Source organism: Glycomyces sp. NRRL B-16210 (genome assembly GCF_000719515.1).
Classification (GTDB): Bacteria; Actinomycetota; Actinomycetes; order Mycobacteriales; family Micromonosporaceae; genus Glycomyces.
On record NZ_JOGR01000003.1, the window covers coordinates 350,130 to 366,651 of the forward strand.

The following is a 16,522-nucleotide window of genomic DNA, read 5'->3' on the forward strand; positions in this document are numbered from 1 at the left end:
GCTAGCGGCTTTTCAATCGCTTCAACGCTTCGTGCGCACGTGCCGACGCTTGGATCGCGTCGTCTACCTCGGTCGCTCCGGCCTCGGCCATCGCGTTCACGAGGAATCCCGCCGCAATCGGCGCAGCGAAGGAAGTTCCACTCCAGACCGCGAAGCCGGACGAGAAGTCGTCGGGGTCGTGGCTCTCCCGGTGACGGTCGAGGATCGAAGACTTGGCTCGGCGATCGGGCATTCGCGAGCCCTTCGCCTCGCAGGGATACGTGCTGACCAACCCGGCCCCGGTGGCGTAGCACGAAACCCACGGCCCCTCGTTCGAGAACATCGCGACGTGGCGGTTGGGGTTCAGCGCTCCGACGCTCAGGATCGGTGCCGCGTTGTCCGACTGCGGGTACGCGGAGAACGCCGCGGGGTAGAACGGCCGGTCCGAGGACTGATTGCCCGCGGCGGCGATCACCGGAATGCCGAGCAGCGCCAGACGCTGAACCGCGTTGCCGATCCAGCCGCCGGGCTCGTCGTTCGGGTTCTCGTCCACATAGCCCATGGCAAGAACGACCACATCGACGTTGTACGCCTCGGCGTCCCCCCTTCGAGCCGCTTCCACTTGGTCGGCCAGATGGTTGAGCGCGGCGATGACCTCGTGCTCGTATGCAAGCCCGTCGTTGTGGATCACTCGAAGGGAGTAGATCTGTACGTCGGGCGACATCTGACGGAGCAGGCCGGTCATGAAGGTCCCGTGGCCGAAGTGGCTGGCGACCTCACCGAGGAGCGTCGGCTCGTGAACCGGCCCCTCCCAGGGGTCGTCCAACGGAATCGCAGGCGAATCGGAGTGCTCGCCGATCTTCGCCTGGAAGGCGTGGTCGACGACGACGAACGTGTCCTCGTTCTCGGATCGGTCCGATACGTCGAACGCCGGGTGCTTCGTCGGCACGCCGGTGTCGAGGATGGCCACACGCATTCGCCGGTCGAGCTTCTTGCGGCTGGGCATCGGGTTCACCATGTCGACGGGGATGCGTCCGAGGGTGAACACCCGCGAGTCTCCGGCAGGCGGTTCACCACCACCGATGCCGGATCCGCTCTTCGAGCAGATCATCAGGTGCTCCAGGCGCACCTTGTCGATGAGTTCGCCCGGGAGGCCGTCGTCGCTGGTGTCGGTGCGCAGGCGCTGGAGCAGGGACCAGGCGTCCACCGCCGCTTGGTCGCCGTGGGCGCTGATCACCGGGACCCGGTACGAGCCCTGGCCCGGGACGATCGAGCTCGCCGACCGGCTCTCCAGGGACATGCCCGTCGGGCGGATCGCTCCTTCGAGCTTTTCGCGGGTCTCGCTGTTCTGGATGACCGACTCGTCCACCAGGAGGCGGTCGTAGCGGTAGATGGTGCCGACCGGGGCCGAGCGGCCCGCGGTGCGGACGACCTGGCCGGGGGCCAGGACGCGGCCGCCGTGGCGGTCCAGCGTCGAGTAGGACAGTTCGGGCACGCCGCTCATATGGTCGCGGCGAGGATTGGGCTTCAAATGGGGTTCGTTGTCCGCGAACACCAATCGCATGGGAGCTCCTCTGCTTCTCTAGGGGTCTATGCGGTTGTCAGGTGAGGAGGGGGATCCTTCTCAATCGATTCTCCTCATTCTCCGCCGATCGTGGGGTACACGTCGACACCGATAGTCGGAAGGCACTCAAGCCCGGAATGCCGCGAACACCATTGACTGGGCGGGTTTCGCGTCATTCATTAGGCAAGAGTTCGTTACCTTCGGCGGGATACACGGTTCTTGCGGGATTTTGAAGTTGGCACGTCCTGGGGAGGTTCCGGACGTGAACGACCGCGCCGGCCCTAGGGCCGGCGCGGTCGCGCGGTCTCGGATGCGGTTGTGGGCTACTGCTTCGCGTCCGCCGTGGTGTCGTCTTCAGCGGCGCTCGCAGTGCCGTCCTCGGCCGGGTCCTCGTCTTCGATGACCTCGACGATCGGTTCGTCGTCCCAGGTCTCGATGTCGAACTCGCCGTCGCGGACGCCTTCGACGAAGGCCTCCCACTCCGACGGGGTGTAGATGAGGATGTCGCCCTCGGGGTCCTCGGCCATCCGCAGTGCCACCATGCCGTTGTCCGCGTAACCGATCTCGAGCGCGGCGGGCGTGCCGTCCTCGTGCGTCGTGCGTTCCCAACGGGCCGTGGCGGTGTCGAACTCGCCTTTGAGCGGGTGCTCACGCTTCGTCATCGCCCAAGCATAAAAGGGCCCGGACCGCGCGGTCCGGGCCCCCTCGCTTGTCGGGATCACCCGATGGGGTGCGCCGCTTCGCCTCAGCCCTGGTGCGGGTAGCGGTAGTCCGTCGGCGGGACGAAGTTCTCCTTGATCGAGCGCGGGCTGATCCACCGGACCAGGTTCTGCCACGACCCGGCCTTGTCGTTCGTGCCCGAGCCGCGCGAGCCGCCGAACGGCTGCTGGCCGACCACGGCCCCCGTGGGCTTGTCGTTGATGTAGTAGTTCCCCGCCGCGAAGCGCAGTTCCTCACTGGCCCTGGCGATCGCGGCACGGTCGGTCGCGAAGACCGCCCCGGTGAGCGCGTACGGGGCGATGTCCGCCGCCTGGCGGACCACCGCGTCGAACTCGGCGTCCTCGTAGACGTACACGCCGTTGATCGGCCCGAAGTACTCCTCGGAGAACAGCTCGTGCGTCGGGTCGGTCGCCTCGATCAGGGTGGGCTGCACGAAGAAGCCCTCCGCGTCGTCGGCGGTCCCGCCGGTGACCACGGTGGCCTTCGCGTCCCCCTTGAGGCGGTCGAACAGCGCGACGTGCTTGGCGAACGCCCGCTCGTCGATCACCGCGCCGCCGAAGTTGGCGAAGTCGGTGACGTCCCCGTAGGTGATGTCCTCGGTCATCCCGACCACGGCGTCCTTGAGGCCGTGCTTCCACAGCGAGGCGGGCACATAGGTCCGCGAGAGCGCCGAGCACTTCTGGCCCTGGTACTCGTACGCGCCGCGCACCATCGCCACCGCGAGGGACTCCAGGTCCGCGCTCGGGTGGGCGATGATGAAGTCCTTGCCGCCGGTCTCCCCCACCAGGCGCGGGTAGCTGCGGTACCCGGCGATGTTCTGCCCCACCGTCTTCCACAGGTGCTGGAACGTCCTGGTCGAACCGGTGAAGTGGATGCCGCCCAGGTCCGGGTCGAGCAGGGCCACCTCGCTGGCATGGCCCACGCCGGTGACCATGTTGATCACGCCCGGCGGCAGCCCCGCCTCGAGCAGCACCGTCATGACGAAGTGCGCCGCGAACTGCTGGGTCGGCGAGGGCTTCCACACCACCGTGTTGCCCATGAGCGCCGGGGCGGTCGGAAGGTTCCCGGCGATCGCGGTGAAGTTGAACGGGGTTATCGCCAGGACGAACCCGTCGAGCGGCCGGTGGTCGGTGCGGTTCCACAGGCCCTTGGACGAGTTCGGCTGCTGCCGGTACAGGCCCTCGGCGAAGCCGACGTTGAAGCGCAGGAAGTCGATGAGCTCGCACGCCGCGTCGATCTCGGCCTGCGCCGCGGTCTTGGACTGGCCGAGCATCGTCGCGCCGTTGAGCACGTCGCGGTAGGGCCCGGCGATGAGCTCGGCCGCGCGCAGGAAGATCGCGGCGCGGTCGGCGAAGTCGGTGCGGATCCAGTCGTGCCGGGCGGCCTTGGCCGCGGCCACCGCCTCGCCCCATTCGGCCTCGGTGGCCTCGCGGGTGACGCCGAGGACGTGCGCGCGGTTGTGCGGCTGGACGACCTCGATCGCCTCGCCCGCGCCTCTGCGCCACTCGCCGGAGATGTTCAGGTCCAGGTCGAGCCGGGTGCCGGCCAACTCGGTGAGCTTCTTCTGGAGGCTCTCGCGCTCCGGGGTCCCCGGCGCGTACGAGTTGATCGGTTCGTTCTCCGGCTTAGGTACCGTAAACAAGGCTTCCATCGGACCCTCCCATTGATTCAATGGCCACTGTGATTTCAGATCTTTGATACTCAGGCTACAAGACGGTGTTCCTCCACGCCATCCTCGCACAGTTCCACGCCTGCGACCCGCCGCGAAGCGAACAAATCCGGCACCGCGCGCAGCGGTCAGGTGTGACGCGGGCACCCGCGGGGCTGTACGTACCCTGGGCGGGTGACCAAGACGCAGGAAACGCAGGCCGAAACCGCCGCGCCGCCCGCACCAGTACCGGGCCGCGTCGCACTCTGGGTGCTCGGGACCGCCGCCGTCCTCTCGCTCGGCGGCGTCATCTACTCCCTCTACGCGCTCACCGGCATGGCCGACGGCCTCGACGACACCGGCATCATGCTCCTGGCGCACAGCCTGTTCAGCCCCGTCATCGTCGCGGCCTTCGCCGGAACCGTCGCCGGCGTCGTCACCCCGCGCCTGGTCAAAGGCCCCGCGAAAGTCCTCAGCGCGCTCGGGTTCACCGTCGTCGGACTCGCCGTCGGCGCCATCGGCTACGCGAGCTTCAGCGTCGACCCCGCCATCGCCTTGACGCTCGCGCTCGTACTGTTCGGCTCAGCGCTCTTCGGCGGCCTGTTCTCGCTGCCGGGACGCGCCGTCACCGTCGTCGCCGGCCTCGGCGCCGCCCTGCTGCTCCTGGTCCTCATGTTCGCGCGCGGCCTGTTCGAATCGGCCACCTCGGTGAGCCTGTTCTCCGACCCGCTCGACCAGTACGGCGCCCTCGGCCGGACCCTCCCGTTCCTCGCCGGGCTCGCCTGCGGCCTGTGCGCGTTCCTGTACCTGCGCCAGAAGAAGGCCGGCGTGAAACTGCTCGGGCACCTGCTCGCCGGGGCGATCCCCGGGGCGATCTGGCTCGTGTCCACCGTCATCACCCAGATCGGCGTGGAAGTCCTGCTCGCGGTCGGACTCGACGAGATCTCCCCGCTCGACACCGCGTTCCTGGCACTGAGCTTCCAATGGCAGTACAACGGCTCGATGACCGCGATGTTCGCCGGGGCGTTCTGCGCGGTCCTCGCCTACGGCCTGCTGCTCCCCAAGCCCGCCAAGAGGTCCTGAAGCTCGGTCGGGGCGTACCAGTCGAGGACGTTCGCCCCGATCGCCTCCGGGTCGACCTCGCCTGCGGCGAAGGCCGCGGCGATCGCCGCGGCCGCCTCGGCGTCGTCCACGTGGACGGCCGCCACCTTCTTGAGCTTGACGCTGCCCTCGAAGTCCGCGCCGGTCCCCTCGGCGTGCTCGCGCACCCGATCGTCCGGCACGTCCGCCGAGATCACCACCCGCCTGGGGACCTCTCCCGGCAGCAGCGCGAGCGAGGCCGTCGCGGCGTCGTCGAAGGCCGTGTACTCCAGGTCCTCGACGTCGGCGCCGGGGGCCTCGCGGCCGAGCCAGGCGGTGACCGTGTGCACCGGCGAGGCCGGGCGCACCTCGCCGGTCTCGGCGAGGCGCGCCAGCATCGCGGCGTTGGCGGGAACGTATACGCGCGTCATGCCCTTAGTTTGCGGCACCGCCGGGGGCGCCGTGGCAGCGCTTGTACTTCTTGCCCGACCCGCACGGGCACTGCTCGTTCGGGCCGACCTTCTCGGAGTGGCGCTGACCGGGGTTGGCCTGCTGCGAGGGCGGCGCGGTCGAGGCCTTGCGCGGCCCGGCCGAGCGGGCCGACTTCGGGGCGACCTTCGCCGCGCCCTTCGAACCGGCGCCCGGCGTGCGCTTGACCGCGCGCTTCTGGCCCGGGACGGGCTTGGGCGGGCGCTTGAACACCGTGCCGTCCTCGGTCGTGGTCTCCCGCTGGACCCCGCCCTCGCCGTCGATCGACGGCGCCGACTGGAGCAGCCGCTCGGGCTTGCGCAACGGCTCCAGACCGCGGATCTCGGCCACCGGCTCGGCGGCGCCCTCCTCGTTGGTCTTGGACTTGAGCTCGGCGTTGAGCAGGAAGCGGACGCAGTCCTCCTTGATGCCGTCGAGCATCGTCTGGAACATGTCGAACGCCTCGCGCTGGTACTCGATCACCGGGTCGCGCTGGGCGTAGGCCCGCAGGCTGATGCCCTGCTTGAGGTAGTCGACCTCGTAGAGGTGCTCGCGCCATTTGCGGTCGATCGTCTGGAGCAGCACCTGGCGTTCGAGCTTGCGCAGGATCTCCTCGCCGAAGGCCTCCTCGCGCGAGGCGTAGTACGCGTGGGCGTCCTTGCGCACCGCTTCGAGGAGCTTCTCGGGGTCGAGGTTGTCGATCCCGTCGACGCTCTTGAGCAGTTCCTTGCTGGTCAGCTGGATCGGGTAGAGCTGCTTGAAGGCCCGCCACAGCTCGTCGAGGTCCCAGTCCTCGGCGTAGCCGTCCGAGGTCGCCCCGGCGACGTAGGCCTCCAGGACGTCGTCGATGAAGTGCCCGATCTGCTCGGACACGTCCTCGCCGTTGAGCACCTTGAGCCGCTCGTCGTAGATGACGGTGCGCTGGCGGTTCATGACCTCGTCGTATTTGAGGACGTTCTTGCGGATCTCGCCGTTGTGGCCCTCGATCTGCGACTGCGCCGACTCGATCTGGCGGGACACGAGCTTGGAGACGATCGGGACGTCGTCGGGCACGCGCAGCCGGTTCATCATGGCGCGCACCGCCTCGGCGTTGAACCGCTTCATCAGGTCGTCCGACAGCGACAGGTAGAACCGCGACTCGCCCGGGTCGCCCTGGCGCCCGGCGCGACCGCGCAGCTGGTTGTCGATGCGCCGCGACTCGTGCCGCTCGGTGCCGAGCACGTAGAGCCCGCCCGCGTCCTTGACCTCCTCGGCCTCGGCCTTGGTGGTCTCCTCGAACTTCTCCAGCGCCTCCTGCCAGGCCGCCGAGTAGGTCTCCTCGTCGGCCTCGTCCACGCCGCGGGCGCGCAGGTCGGCGGCGGCGAGGTACTCGGGGTTGCCGCCGAGCATGATGTCGGTGCCGCGACCGGCCATGTTCGTGGCGACGGTGACCGCGCCCTTCTGGCCGGCCTGGGCGATGATGTCGGCCTCGCGCGCGTGGTTCTTCGCGTTGAGCACGTTGTGCGGGATGCCGCGCTTCTTCAGGAAGCGCGCGAGCATCTCGGAGTTCTCGACCGAGACGGTGCCGACCAGGACCGGCTGGCCGGTCTCGTGGCGCTCGGCGATGTCGTCCACGACCGCCTGGAACTTCGCCTCTTCGGTCTTGTAGATCACGTCCGACTGGTCGGCGCGGATCATCGGCTTGTTCGTGGGGATCGGGATGACGCCCATGCCGTAGACGCGGTGGAACTCCGAGGCCTCGGTCTGGGCCGTGCCGGTGATCCCCGCGATCTTGTCGTACATGCGGAAGTAGTTCTGGAGGGTGGTGGTCGCGAAGGTCTGGTTCTCCTGCTTGATCTCCACCTTCTCCTTGGCCTCGATGGCCTGGTGGATGCCCTCGTTGAAGCGCCGGCCCGGCAGGACGCGGCCGGTGAACTCGTCGACGATGAGGACCTCGTCGGACTCCGAGACGATGTACTCGCGGTTGCGCTCGAACAGCTCCTCGGCCTTGATGGCGTTGTTGAGGTAGCCGACCAGCGGCGTGTTCACCGAGTCGTAGAGGTTCTCGATGCCCAGGCGGTCCTCGACGCGGGCCACGCCCGACTCGGTGATCGCGATGGTGCGCTTGCCCTCGTCGACCTCGTAGTGCTCGTCGCGCTTCATCGAGCCGACGATCTTCGCGAACTCGGTGTACCAGCGCTTGGAGTGCTCGGCGGGGCCCGAGATGATGATCGGGGTGCGCGCCTCGTCGATGAGGATCGAGTCCACCTCGTCGACGAGCGCGAAGTTGTGGCCGCGCTGGACCAGGTTCGCGGCCGAACTGGTCATGTTGTCGCGCAGGTAGTCGAACGCGAGCTCGTTGTTCGTGGAGTAGGTGATGTCGGCGGCGTAGGCCTCGCGGTGCTTCTCCGAGCCCTCGCCGGGGAGCACGACGCCGACGCTCAGTCCCAGGAAGCGGTGGATCTCGCCCATCCACTCCGCGTCGCGTCGCACCAGGTAGTCGTTGACGGTGACCTGGTGGACGCCGTTGCCGGTCAGCGCGTTCAGGTAGACCGGGAGCGTGGAGACGAGCGTCTTGCCCTCACCGGTCTTCATCTCGGCGATGTTGCCCTGGTGCAATGCCGCGCCGCCCATGATCTGCACGTGGTAGTGGCGCATCCCGCGCACGCGCTTGGCCGCCTCGCGGACCGTGGCGAAGGCCTCGGGCATCAGGTCGTCGGTGGTCTCGCCGTCTTTGAGGCGCTCCTTGTACTCGTCGGTGAGCGCGCGCAGCTCCGCGTCGGTCAACGACTCGTACTCGTCTTCGATGGAGTCGACCGCGTCGGCGATCGCCTTGAGCCGCTTGAGCGCGCGGCCCTCGCCGGCCCGCAATACCTTCTCGAACAACGACACGGAGGATCAGCTCCCAGCAAACGACTTGACCGGATCGGGTGGATTTCCCGGTCAATACTACGCGTAGGAAGCGGCTGGCCCCGATGGCCGCCGGTGCGGCACAATCGGTGCCTATGGAACCCGTCACCCTCGACGCCGACGGCCTGCGGCTCGTCGCCTGGGAGCAGCGGCACCTGGCCGACCTGGCCCGGATCTACGCCGACCCGCTCATCGAGCGGTACCTGGTCATGCCCCTGCCGTGGGGCGGGCCCGCCCGCGACCGGTTCGTCTCGCTCCAGGTGCGGCACTGGCAGGGCGGCAATCCGCGGTGGGCCGTCGAGGAGGAGGGCGTCCTCGTCGGCTCGATGGCGCTCACCAAGTCCTTCCCGTCGGAACTGACGATCACCTACGTGACCGCGCCGTGGGCGCGCGGGCGCGGCGTCGCCCAGCGCGCGATCCGCGCCGCCGTCGCCTTCGGCTTCGAACGCCTGGGCGCCAAGCGCATCGCCTGGGACGCCATCGTCGGCAACCACGCCTCGCGCCTCGCGGCCCTGCGCACCGGCTTCACCGTCGAAGGCGTCGCCCGCAGCGGCGTCAGCCAGCGCGGAACCTCGCGCGACTGCTGGGTCGGCGGCATCCTCCCCGGCGAGCTGCGCGGGCCGGGCGACCCGCCCGAGCACTACGCGGCTCTGAAGCGCCAGGCCGCCTTCTTCATGGGCGACAGACCTGAGCTCGACACCGGCGCGGCCGGCCTGCGGCTGCGGGGCCTGCGCGAGGGCGACCTCGACGATCTGGCGGCGAGCTGCGCCGATCCGCAGACGCAGCGGTGGGTCCCGCTCCCGCGCCCGTACACGAGGGCCGACGCCGACGACTGGTTCGCCGTGTGCCGCTCGCGCTGGGAACGCGGGCGCAGCGTCCTCTACGTCCTCGCCGACGACGCCGACCGGTACTGCGGCTCGATCGAGCTGACCCTCGACGAGACCGGCGAGGCCGAGCTCGGCTACTTCGCGTCGCCGTGGGCGCGCGGGCGGGGCTGGACGACCGCCGCCGCCAGGCGCCTGTGCCGCTTGGGCTTCGACGAGCTGGGTCTGGAGCGGATCGTGTGGCGGGCCGTGGTCGGCAACGAGGCCTCGCGGCGCGTGGCCGAGAAGACCGGGTTCACCGTCGAAGGGGTGCGCCGGCGGATGCGCCACGGCGCGGACGGCCGGGTCGACTCGTGGGTCGGCAGCCTGTTCCCGGAGGACCTGGCCTGACCGGATCGCGGGCCGCGCCGCGGTGGCGCCGAGGCGATTCGAACCGCGCAAACGGTTGACGCGCCTTCCCGGGACTGCTTGTCTGGGTGCGTGCATTTCTTCGAACCCGTCGCGACGACGGCGTTCACGCTGCGTCCGGCTCCCGAGGACTTCAAGGTCGACTGCGGCCCCGACGGCGCCCCGTTCCGGCCCGACGCGGTCGCGGTGGACCCCGCCGGCGAGGCGGTCTGGGGCGCGCTGGCCTTCGGCGGCGACGAGGGCATCGCGACCGCCCGCTACTGGGTCGCCCCCGAGCGGCGCGGCGCGCGGTTGGCGGCGCGGATGCTCAAGGCGGCCGCGCCGGGCCTGTTCGCCGCGGGCGCGAAGCGGTTCGAGGTGCGCCCGCCGGTGCGCGACCAGGCGGCGATCCGCGCGGCGCTGCGGGCCGGGTTCCGGCCGGACGGCGGGGTCTCGCGCGGGGCGGCCTGGGACGGCACCGAGGCGATGGTGCTGGGCCTGCTGCCGAACGACGGCCCAGGGCCGACGCCGCGGGTCCTGCCTGATCTACCCGGCGGGATGCTCAGCGACGACACCGTCTCGCTGCGCCCGCTCGTCCCGGGCGACTTCGAGGCGCATCTGCGCCACCGGTCGAGTCCGGACGTGTACGCGGGGGCGGCGCTGCCGCTGCCGCCGAGCGCCCAGGAGGCCCGGGAGATCTGCGAGTGGCGGGCGGCGGTCGACTGGCTGCGGGGGCGCAGCGCCCTCATGGTCATCGACGACGGCACCGGATACCAGGGAACGATCGGGCTCTACGACGTGGCGCGGGTGGTCGGCACGGGGATGATCGGCTATGACTTGAGTGCGGCGGTGCGCGGCCGCGGGTACGCGACGCGGGCGGTGCGCCTGGTGCGGAGCTGGGCCTTCCGGGAGGTCGGGCTCGACCGGCTCTGGGCCGGGACCGACGTCCACAACGCGGCCTCGCAGGCGGTCCTGCGGCGCGCGGGCTTCCGGCTCGAAGGGGTCGAAAGGGGCGGATTGCCCACGATCAGCGGGCCGCGCCGCGACACGCTGCTGTGGGCGTTGCTCAGCAGCGATTGACGTGCAACCGGAGGGGCCCTGCCGCGCGTCGAAGATATAGTGATGTCGTCACTTCGCTTTGTGGAGGAACCCCCTTTGAAGCTCATGCCCGTGCGCGCCTCAGCGGTGCTGTCCCTGCTGCTTCTGGCGGGGGCCTGCGCCGCGCCCCAGACCGGGACGTTCATACCCGCTCCGATCGTCCCCGTCGTCTCCGTCGACGTCGTCGAGGAGCAGGACCCGCTCACTCCGTTCACCCTGACGGTGGTCGACGGCATCCTCGAGGAGGTCAACGTCACCTCCGACCGCTCCGAGACCGTCGACGGCGAGTTCTCCGAGGACCTCACCTCCTGGACCTCCGACGGCATCATGAACGCGGGCTCCACGCACACGGTCGTGGCGAAGGCCGTCAGCTCCGACGGCACGGTGACCGAGTTCGAGCACCAGTTCACGACCGAGGCGCGTGAGAGCTCGGGCTTCGCGGTCCTCGACGTCACGCCCGTCCTCGACGGCGAGGAGGTCGGCGTGGGCGCGCCGATCATCGTGACCTTCACCGAGAACGCGCCCGACCGGGCCGAGGTCGAGCGCCACCTGATCGTCGAGTCCGAGAAGGGCCACGAGGGCGCGTGGCGCTGGATCAGCGACAACCAGGTCATCTACCGCACCAAGGAGTACTGGGAGGCGCACCAGACGGTGACCTTCACCGCCGACTTCGAGGGCGAGTACCTCGGCAACGACACCTGGGGCGGCGAGGACTACACCGCGCAGCTGGTGATCGGCGAGGCGCAGATCTCCCTGGTGGACCTGGACGCGCACACCATGACCGTCGAGGTCGACGGCGAGGTCGTCCGCACGATCCCGATCAGCGGCGGCTCGGGCGCCGAGTGGGAGTACTACACGGCCACCGGCGTGCACCTGGTGATGGAGAAGTTCGCGAACAAGACGATGGTCTCCCCCGGCCGGGAAGAAGGCGACGAGGGCTACTACTCGACCCCCGTCAAGTGGGCCACCCGCATCAACTCCTCGGGCGAGTTCGTGCACGGCGCGCCGTGGAACTACAGCCTGGGATCGGCGAACCTCTCGCACGGCTGCGTCAACGCCAGCGACTCGGACGCGGAGTGGTTCTACCACCTCGCCCAGCGCGGCGACCCGGTCGACGTGGTCGGCTCCCCGCGCGAGATGCCGTGGAACAACGGCTGGGGCTACTGGATCATGTCCTGGGACGAGTGGCGCGAAGGCTCGGCGCTCTAAACCGCATACCGAAAACCGCATATCGACGCAGATCGAGGCCCCGGGCTTTCGCCCGGGGCCTCGGTCGGTCCGGATGCCACCCCCGGCGCTCGCGCGCCGTGCATCCGGGCCGTGCGTCGGCGCCGGCGGCGCGGCCGAGTCCCGCGAGGGAACCTCGGCCGCGCCGCCGGCGCCTCTCGGTCAGAGGTCGAGTCGCAGCAGGCCGTAGTCGAAGGCCCGGCGGCGGTACACCACGGACGGGCGTCCGCTCTCCTTGTCGTGGAACAGGTAGAAGTCGTGGCCGACCAGCTCCATGTTCTCGAGGGCGTCGTCGACGCTCATCGGCTCGCCCGGGTGGATCTTCTCGCGGACGATGCGGCCGGGCACCTGGTCCTCGACCAGGCCCTCGAAGTGGTCGACGTCCTCGGAGATGAAGCGGGCCTCGGCGAGCGCGGCCTTCGTATCGGGTTCGGCGAGCAGCGTCGAGGCCGACACGGAGCCGTTGCCGTTCGAGGTCGCCTCGGCGACCGAGATCGGCGCCTTGGTGCCGCCGCGGTGGATCCGCTTGCGGTCGGAGGTCTTGCGGAGCTGGTGCCCGAGCTTGGTCACGGCCAGTTCGAACGCGGACCTGAAGTCACCGGCGCACGCCTCGGCGCGGATGACCGTCCCCTTGGGGCGGCAGGTGATCTCGACGCGCTGGGCGTGGTCGGCCTGGCGGGGGTTGGGCTCGTGATAGAGCTCGACGTCGACTTGGATCGCCTCCCCGTCGTACCGGGCGAGGTACTTGGCGATCTTGGATTCGATCTTCTCCTCGACGAGCTCGCGGTAGTGGTCGGGTACTTCCACATTGCGGCCCTTGACGACGATGTCCACCTCTGAACCTCCCAGGTGCATCCCGCTCTTCGCGGATGCTGACGAAGTTGTGCGTGCTGGGTCCGGAGCCGGTGTTCCGGTACGGCGGAAGGTTCGACCTCCTCTCACGGATGGGACGGCGTGCGGCGGGAGCTTCCCCATGGCGGCCGGGACTCTTGCGAGTCCCGCTCGAACTCCATGGGAGAGTTCACTTCCGGTCCAGTGATAGTCCACCTGACCTCAGCCGTCTCGTTACCGATCTGAGATTTTGAGACTATCCCCTCGATCACCGAAAGTCGACCCTTCGGCTACACGAATTCTCCAACGGGCCGCGGCCCGCTCGCGCGGGTTTCGACGTACTTGAGACAACTCCTCGCATTCTCGGGCGAACCGTCGGACATCGGCAGGTCGGGGCGCCGATGTCCGTGGGAGTACCCCGTCAGGCCGTCCCGTACGCATCAGGGGTCACTCGATCGCGTCGTTCCCGGTCAGGCCGCGGCGACCGTTATCGCCGCCGCCGCGACCACGCCCGCGGCCCGGAGCGCCTCGGCGGCGGCGTGCAGGGTCGCCCCGGTGGTGACGATGTCGTCGACGAGGATCGCGGGCCGCCCGGTGGCCGCGAGGGCGGCGGCGCGGCCGGTGGTCCGCAGGCTCCGCCGGGCCGCGAGCGAGCGCTGGCGCGGGCTCAGGCCGACCGAGTCGGGCCGCGGCAGGGCCCGCAGGCACGGGTGCACCGGCACGGGGCCTGGGATGCGGGCGCAGGCGGCGGCGACGTGGTCGAAGCCGCGGGCGCGGCGGGCGGCGCGGGTGGCCGGGACCGGGACGAGCACGGCCCCGGGGACTTCGGCCGCGACGACGGCCAGGGCGCGGCCGAGGAGGCCGCCGAGGACCGGCGCGAGCTCGCGCCGGGCCCGCTCCTTGTACTCGTTCAAGGCCTCGGCGAGCGTCCCGGCGTAGGGCCCGGCCGCGACCGCCGGCGGGGCACCGCGCACCGCGGGGGTCGCCAGGACCGGGCGCAGGGAGGCGAGGTCGGCGGCGCAGTCGGGGCACAGACCGCCGCCCGCCGCCGGCGCGCTCCGGCAGGAGGCGCAGGCGGCGGGCAGGAACAGTTCCCGGGCGTTCTCGGCGAGCGGCACACGGGTGTAACGATCGTCAGGCCCGGAGGGTCACCGCCGGGGGGATGCGGCTGGCGCGCCAGGCCGGGTAGACCCCGGCCACGACGCCGACGACGGCGCCGATGACGGGCCCGGCGGCGAACAGCATCGGGTCGAACACGATCTGCCAGTCGCGCACCAGCGAGACGAGCGCGGTGACGTTGACGCCCAGGACGGTCCCGAAGAGCCCGCCGATGAGGCCGATGAGCGTGGACTCCCAGACGAACTGCATCGCCACCGCGCGCCTGGCCGCGCCGACGGCGCGGCGCAGGCCGATCTCGCTCCGGCGCTCCATGACCGAGACGAGCGCAGTGTTGGAGACCGAGACCGCGCCGATCACGAGCGAGACCGCGGCGAGGCCGAGCAGGAGGGCCTGCATCTCGTTCTCGACGCCCTTGCGGAAGCTGCGCAGGTCCGAGGGCTTGGAGACCGAGAGGTTCTCGGCGCCTTCGGGGAAGACCGCGGTGGGGGCGGTGTCGGCGACCTTGTCGGCCGCGCCGAGGTCGGTGCGGATGAACACCTGCGCCGAGCCGTAGGTCGGGTCGGCGGCAGTGCACGGGGTCGGCGGGATGACCACCGCGCCGGTGAGCTTCGCTTCGCCTTGGGGCGCCTTGTACACGCCGACGAGCGCGTAGCCCTCGCCGTCGATGTAGATCATCGGCCCGCCTTCGAGCGAGGAGTAGCCGAGGTCGCGGGCGGCGGACTCGTCGATGACGGCGACGCGGTCGTCGCGCGCGACGTGGCCGTCGTCGAAGGACGCGCCCTTGGTGAAGACGAAGCCGTAGGCCTCCATCGCGCCCGGTTCCATGCCGAAGACCGGCACGTCGCGCGAGTAGTCCCGGGTCGCAGTGCGCGAGGCGGCCAGCTCGTCGCCCGAGGCGCAGAGGATGCCCGCGTCGACGACGCCGTTGATGCCGCGCACGCGCTCGGCCGACTCCAGGGTCGGGGCGTACCCGGCGTCGCGCATGTTGTTGGAGAACGAGACGGTGACCTGGGTGGCCTCGGTGGCGTCGAAGCGCTCGGCGATCGCGGCGGCCGAGGTGGACGACAGGCCCACGGTGGCGACGGTGGCGGCGATGCCCAGGGCGATGCCGATCGCGGTCATCCAGGTGCGCATGGAGCGCCCGCGCAGGGACTGGAACGCCTCGTAGGCGATGCCCATGCTGCGGATGCCGAAGCGGCCCTTGGGTCCTGGCAGCTCCCGCTCCTCGGCCTTCGCCGCCTTCCGCTCGGCCCGGGCCGCCTTTCGGGCGGCCCTGCGGCCCTGCGGCTCGGGATCGGCGGCCTCGGGCTGGACCCCCGCCTCGACGTAGTTGAGCAGCTCGGTGTCGGTCTCGGGCTCGCGCCGCTTGCGGGCCATCAGCCGTTGCCCCGGTCGCGCCAGGCGATCACGACCTTGTCGCCCTTCCCGAGCTCGCCTTCGACCGCCTCGACCACGCCGCGGCCCTCGTGGCGCAGGGTCACCTTGACCTCGACGTGCCGCTCGGTCGCGGCCTCGCCGTCGAGGACGGTGATCATGGTGCGCTCCTCGGCGTCCGTCCACAGTGCCGAGAGCGGCACGATGAGGGCGTCCTCGGCCGAGCGGGCCCGCACGAGCGTCAGCTCCTGCTTCTCGCCGGGGGCGAGGTCGTCGAGCCCTTCGATCTTGTCGGCCTCGAACTCGAAGACCGCGTAGGTCTTCTCGACCGGGCCGGACTGCTCGCCCCAGTCGTTGGTCGCGCCCTCCTCCTCGCGGGTGACCAGTTCGAAGGTGCCGACGTCCTGTCCTTCGAGGGGCCCGTAGCCGTATTCGAGCTCGGCCTTGTCGCCGAGCTTGGACAGCTCCGCCGAGGTCTGGTCGTCGAGTTCGGCCTCCAGCTTCCAGTCGCCCGAGGCGAGGACCATCACCGATTCGGTCTCGCCGATCGGCGCGGACTGCTGCACGTTGATCTTGCTGACCTGCATCGGCAGCTCGGGCAGGAAGACGACCTCGGAGGCGGGCAGCTTGCCGCGCGTGACCGTGGTGGTCTGCGCGCCGCCGGTGTTGCCCTCGTCGCCGCCTTCCTCGTCGCCTCCGAGCTCGTCGTCGCCGGGCGGCGGATCGTCGTCGACGACCTCCTCTTTGAAGACCGCGCGGTCGTAGCCGGCGTTCTTGTAGAGCTTCTCCAGGTCCGAGGCGGTGCGCCAGTCGAAGGTCCCGGTGACCGGGGTGCCGTAGATCTGCGCGAGCGCCTTCTGGAGCTGCTCGACGTCGGGGCCGGTGTCGCCCTCGACGAGGTCCCGGTAAGCCGGGACGGCGCCCTTGAGCGCGATCATGGGGCGGCCGGAGACCTCCAAGAGGACCGTCCCGGCCCTGACCTCGTCGCCCACCTTCAGCGGGATCTTCGAGGCCAGCGCGGTCTCGACCCCCTCGGGCGCCGACGGGGCGGGTACGCCGTAGTCCCCGGTCCGGTCGAGCACCGCGTCGAATTCGAGCGTGTCGATCAACTGATCTTGGTCGACCCGGACCGTGATCACGCTGTCGTCCGGTTCGCTCGTCTCCTCGGCGCGCTGCGCCGGGGTCCGGGCCTGTGCCGCGAAGTACCAGGCAGTGGCCGTCGCGCCGAGCAGCGCGACAGCGAGCACCCCGCTGACGACATGGCTTTTCGTGAGCCGCATGTTTGTGTCCTCCTCCGCCCCCAAGACGCGGGAG

13 protein-coding genes are annotated in these 16,522 nt (G+C 70.2%); 4 read left to right on the forward strand and 9 right to left on the reverse strand.

Going from position 1 to position 16,522, the window contains the following annotated elements:
- Nucleotide 1: 1 nt before the first annotated feature.
- The 3 genes from IF12_RS22730 to pruA all read right to left on the reverse strand — a co-directional run bounded on the left by IF12_RS22730 (nt 2) and on the right by pruA (nt 3,914).
- The gene (locus IF12_RS22730) at nt 2-1,543 is read right to left on the reverse strand and encodes a S8/S53 family peptidase (protein WP_133884420.1); all 1,542 of its coding nucleotides are present in this window, start codon (nt 1,541-1,543) and stop codon (nt 2-4) included.
- A gap of 323 nt (nt 1,544-1,866) precedes the next feature.
- Nucleotides 1,867-2,205: a DUF397 domain-containing protein gene (locus IF12_RS0106005; protein ID WP_081913255.1), complete on the reverse strand. Its 339-nt coding sequence runs from the start codon at nt 2,203-2,205 to the stop codon at nt 1,867-1,869.
- 83 nt (nt 2,206-2,288) lie between these two features.
- The gene (pruA, locus tag IF12_RS0106010) at nt 2,289-3,914 is read right to left on the reverse strand and encodes an L-glutamate gamma-semialdehyde dehydrogenase (protein ID WP_030155721.1); all 1,626 of its coding nucleotides are present in this window, start codon (nt 3,912-3,914) and stop codon (nt 2,289-2,291) included.
- 192 nt (nt 3,915-4,106) lie between these two features.
- Here pruA and IF12_RS0106015 point away from each other — a divergent pair, with 192 nt between their 5' ends.
- Nucleotides 4,107-4,994: a hypothetical protein gene (locus IF12_RS0106015; RefSeq protein WP_133884421.1), complete on the forward strand. Its 888-nt coding sequence runs from the start codon at nt 4,107-4,109 to the stop codon at nt 4,992-4,994.
- On the opposite strand, the gene IF12_RS0106020 is transcribed toward IF12_RS0106015, so the two are convergent.
- Nucleotides 4,955-5,422 carry a hypothetical protein gene (locus IF12_RS0106020; protein ID WP_030155724.1) on the reverse strand — a complete coding sequence of 156 codons (468 nt, stop codon included), beginning with the start codon at nt 5,420-5,422 and terminating at the stop codon, nt 4,955-4,957. The two genes, IF12_RS0106015 and IF12_RS0106020, sit on opposite strands and share 40 nt — an antisense overlap.
- A gap of 4 nt (nt 5,423-5,426) precedes the next feature.
- Nucleotides 5,427-8,330, reverse strand: a complete 2,904-nt coding sequence (gene secA / locus IF12_RS0106025) for a preprotein translocase subunit SecA (RefSeq protein WP_030155727.1) — start codon at nt 8,328-8,330, stop codon at nt 5,427-5,429.
- A 113-nt stretch (nt 8,331-8,443) separates the two neighbouring features.
- Between secA and IF12_RS22735 the strand changes: the two genes are divergently transcribed.
- The 3 genes from IF12_RS22735 to IF12_RS0106040 all read left to right on the forward strand — a co-directional run bounded on the left by IF12_RS22735 (nt 8,444) and on the right by IF12_RS0106040 (nt 11,866).
- On the forward strand, nt 8,444-9,562 hold the full coding sequence (locus tag IF12_RS22735; RefSeq protein WP_051704021.1) for a GNAT family N-acetyltransferase: 1,119 nt from the start codon (nt 8,444-8,446) through the stop codon (nt 9,560-9,562).
- Nucleotides 9,563-9,652: 90 nt separating this feature from the next.
- Nucleotides 9,653-10,639 carry a GNAT family N-acetyltransferase gene (locus tag IF12_RS0106035; RefSeq protein WP_051704022.1) on the forward strand — a complete coding sequence of 329 codons (987 nt, stop codon included), beginning with the start codon at nt 9,653-9,655 and terminating at the stop codon, nt 10,637-10,639.
- A gap of 84 nt (nt 10,640-10,723) precedes the next feature.
- Complete coding sequence (locus IF12_RS0106040; RefSeq protein WP_231492392.1) at nt 10,724-11,866, forward strand: Ig-like domain-containing protein; 1,143 nt, start codon at nt 10,724-10,726, stop codon at nt 11,864-11,866.
- A gap of 180 nt (nt 11,867-12,046) precedes the next feature.
- Here IF12_RS0106040 and hpf read toward each other — a convergent pair whose 3' ends face one another.
- The 4 genes from hpf to IF12_RS0106060 form a co-directional block, all read right to left on the reverse strand.
- Nucleotides 12,047-12,718, reverse strand: coding sequence for a ribosome hibernation-promoting factor, HPF/YfiA family (hpf, locus tag IF12_RS0106045; RefSeq protein WP_030155735.1), 672 nt, complete (start codon nt 12,716-12,718; stop codon nt 12,047-12,049).
- 467 nt (nt 12,719-13,185) lie between these two features.
- Nucleotides 13,186-13,833 (reverse strand): ComF family protein, encoded by a 648-nt coding sequence (locus tag IF12_RS0106050; RefSeq protein ID WP_030155737.1) that lies wholly within the window; start codon nt 13,831-13,833, stop codon nt 13,186-13,188.
- 16 nt (nt 13,834-13,849) lie between these two features.
- Nucleotides 13,850-15,211: an ABC transporter permease gene (locus IF12_RS0106055; protein ID WP_051704024.1), complete on the reverse strand. Its 1,362-nt coding sequence runs from the start codon at nt 15,209-15,211 to the stop codon at nt 13,850-13,852.
- Nucleotides 15,211-16,488 (reverse strand): peptidoglycan-binding protein, encoded by a 1,278-nt coding sequence (locus IF12_RS0106060; RefSeq protein ID WP_030155741.1) that lies wholly within the window; start codon nt 16,486-16,488, stop codon nt 15,211-15,213. Before IF12_RS0106060 ends, IF12_RS0106055 begins: the two co-directional genes overlap by 1 nt.
- Between the last annotated feature and the right edge of the window lie 34 nt (nt 16,489-16,522).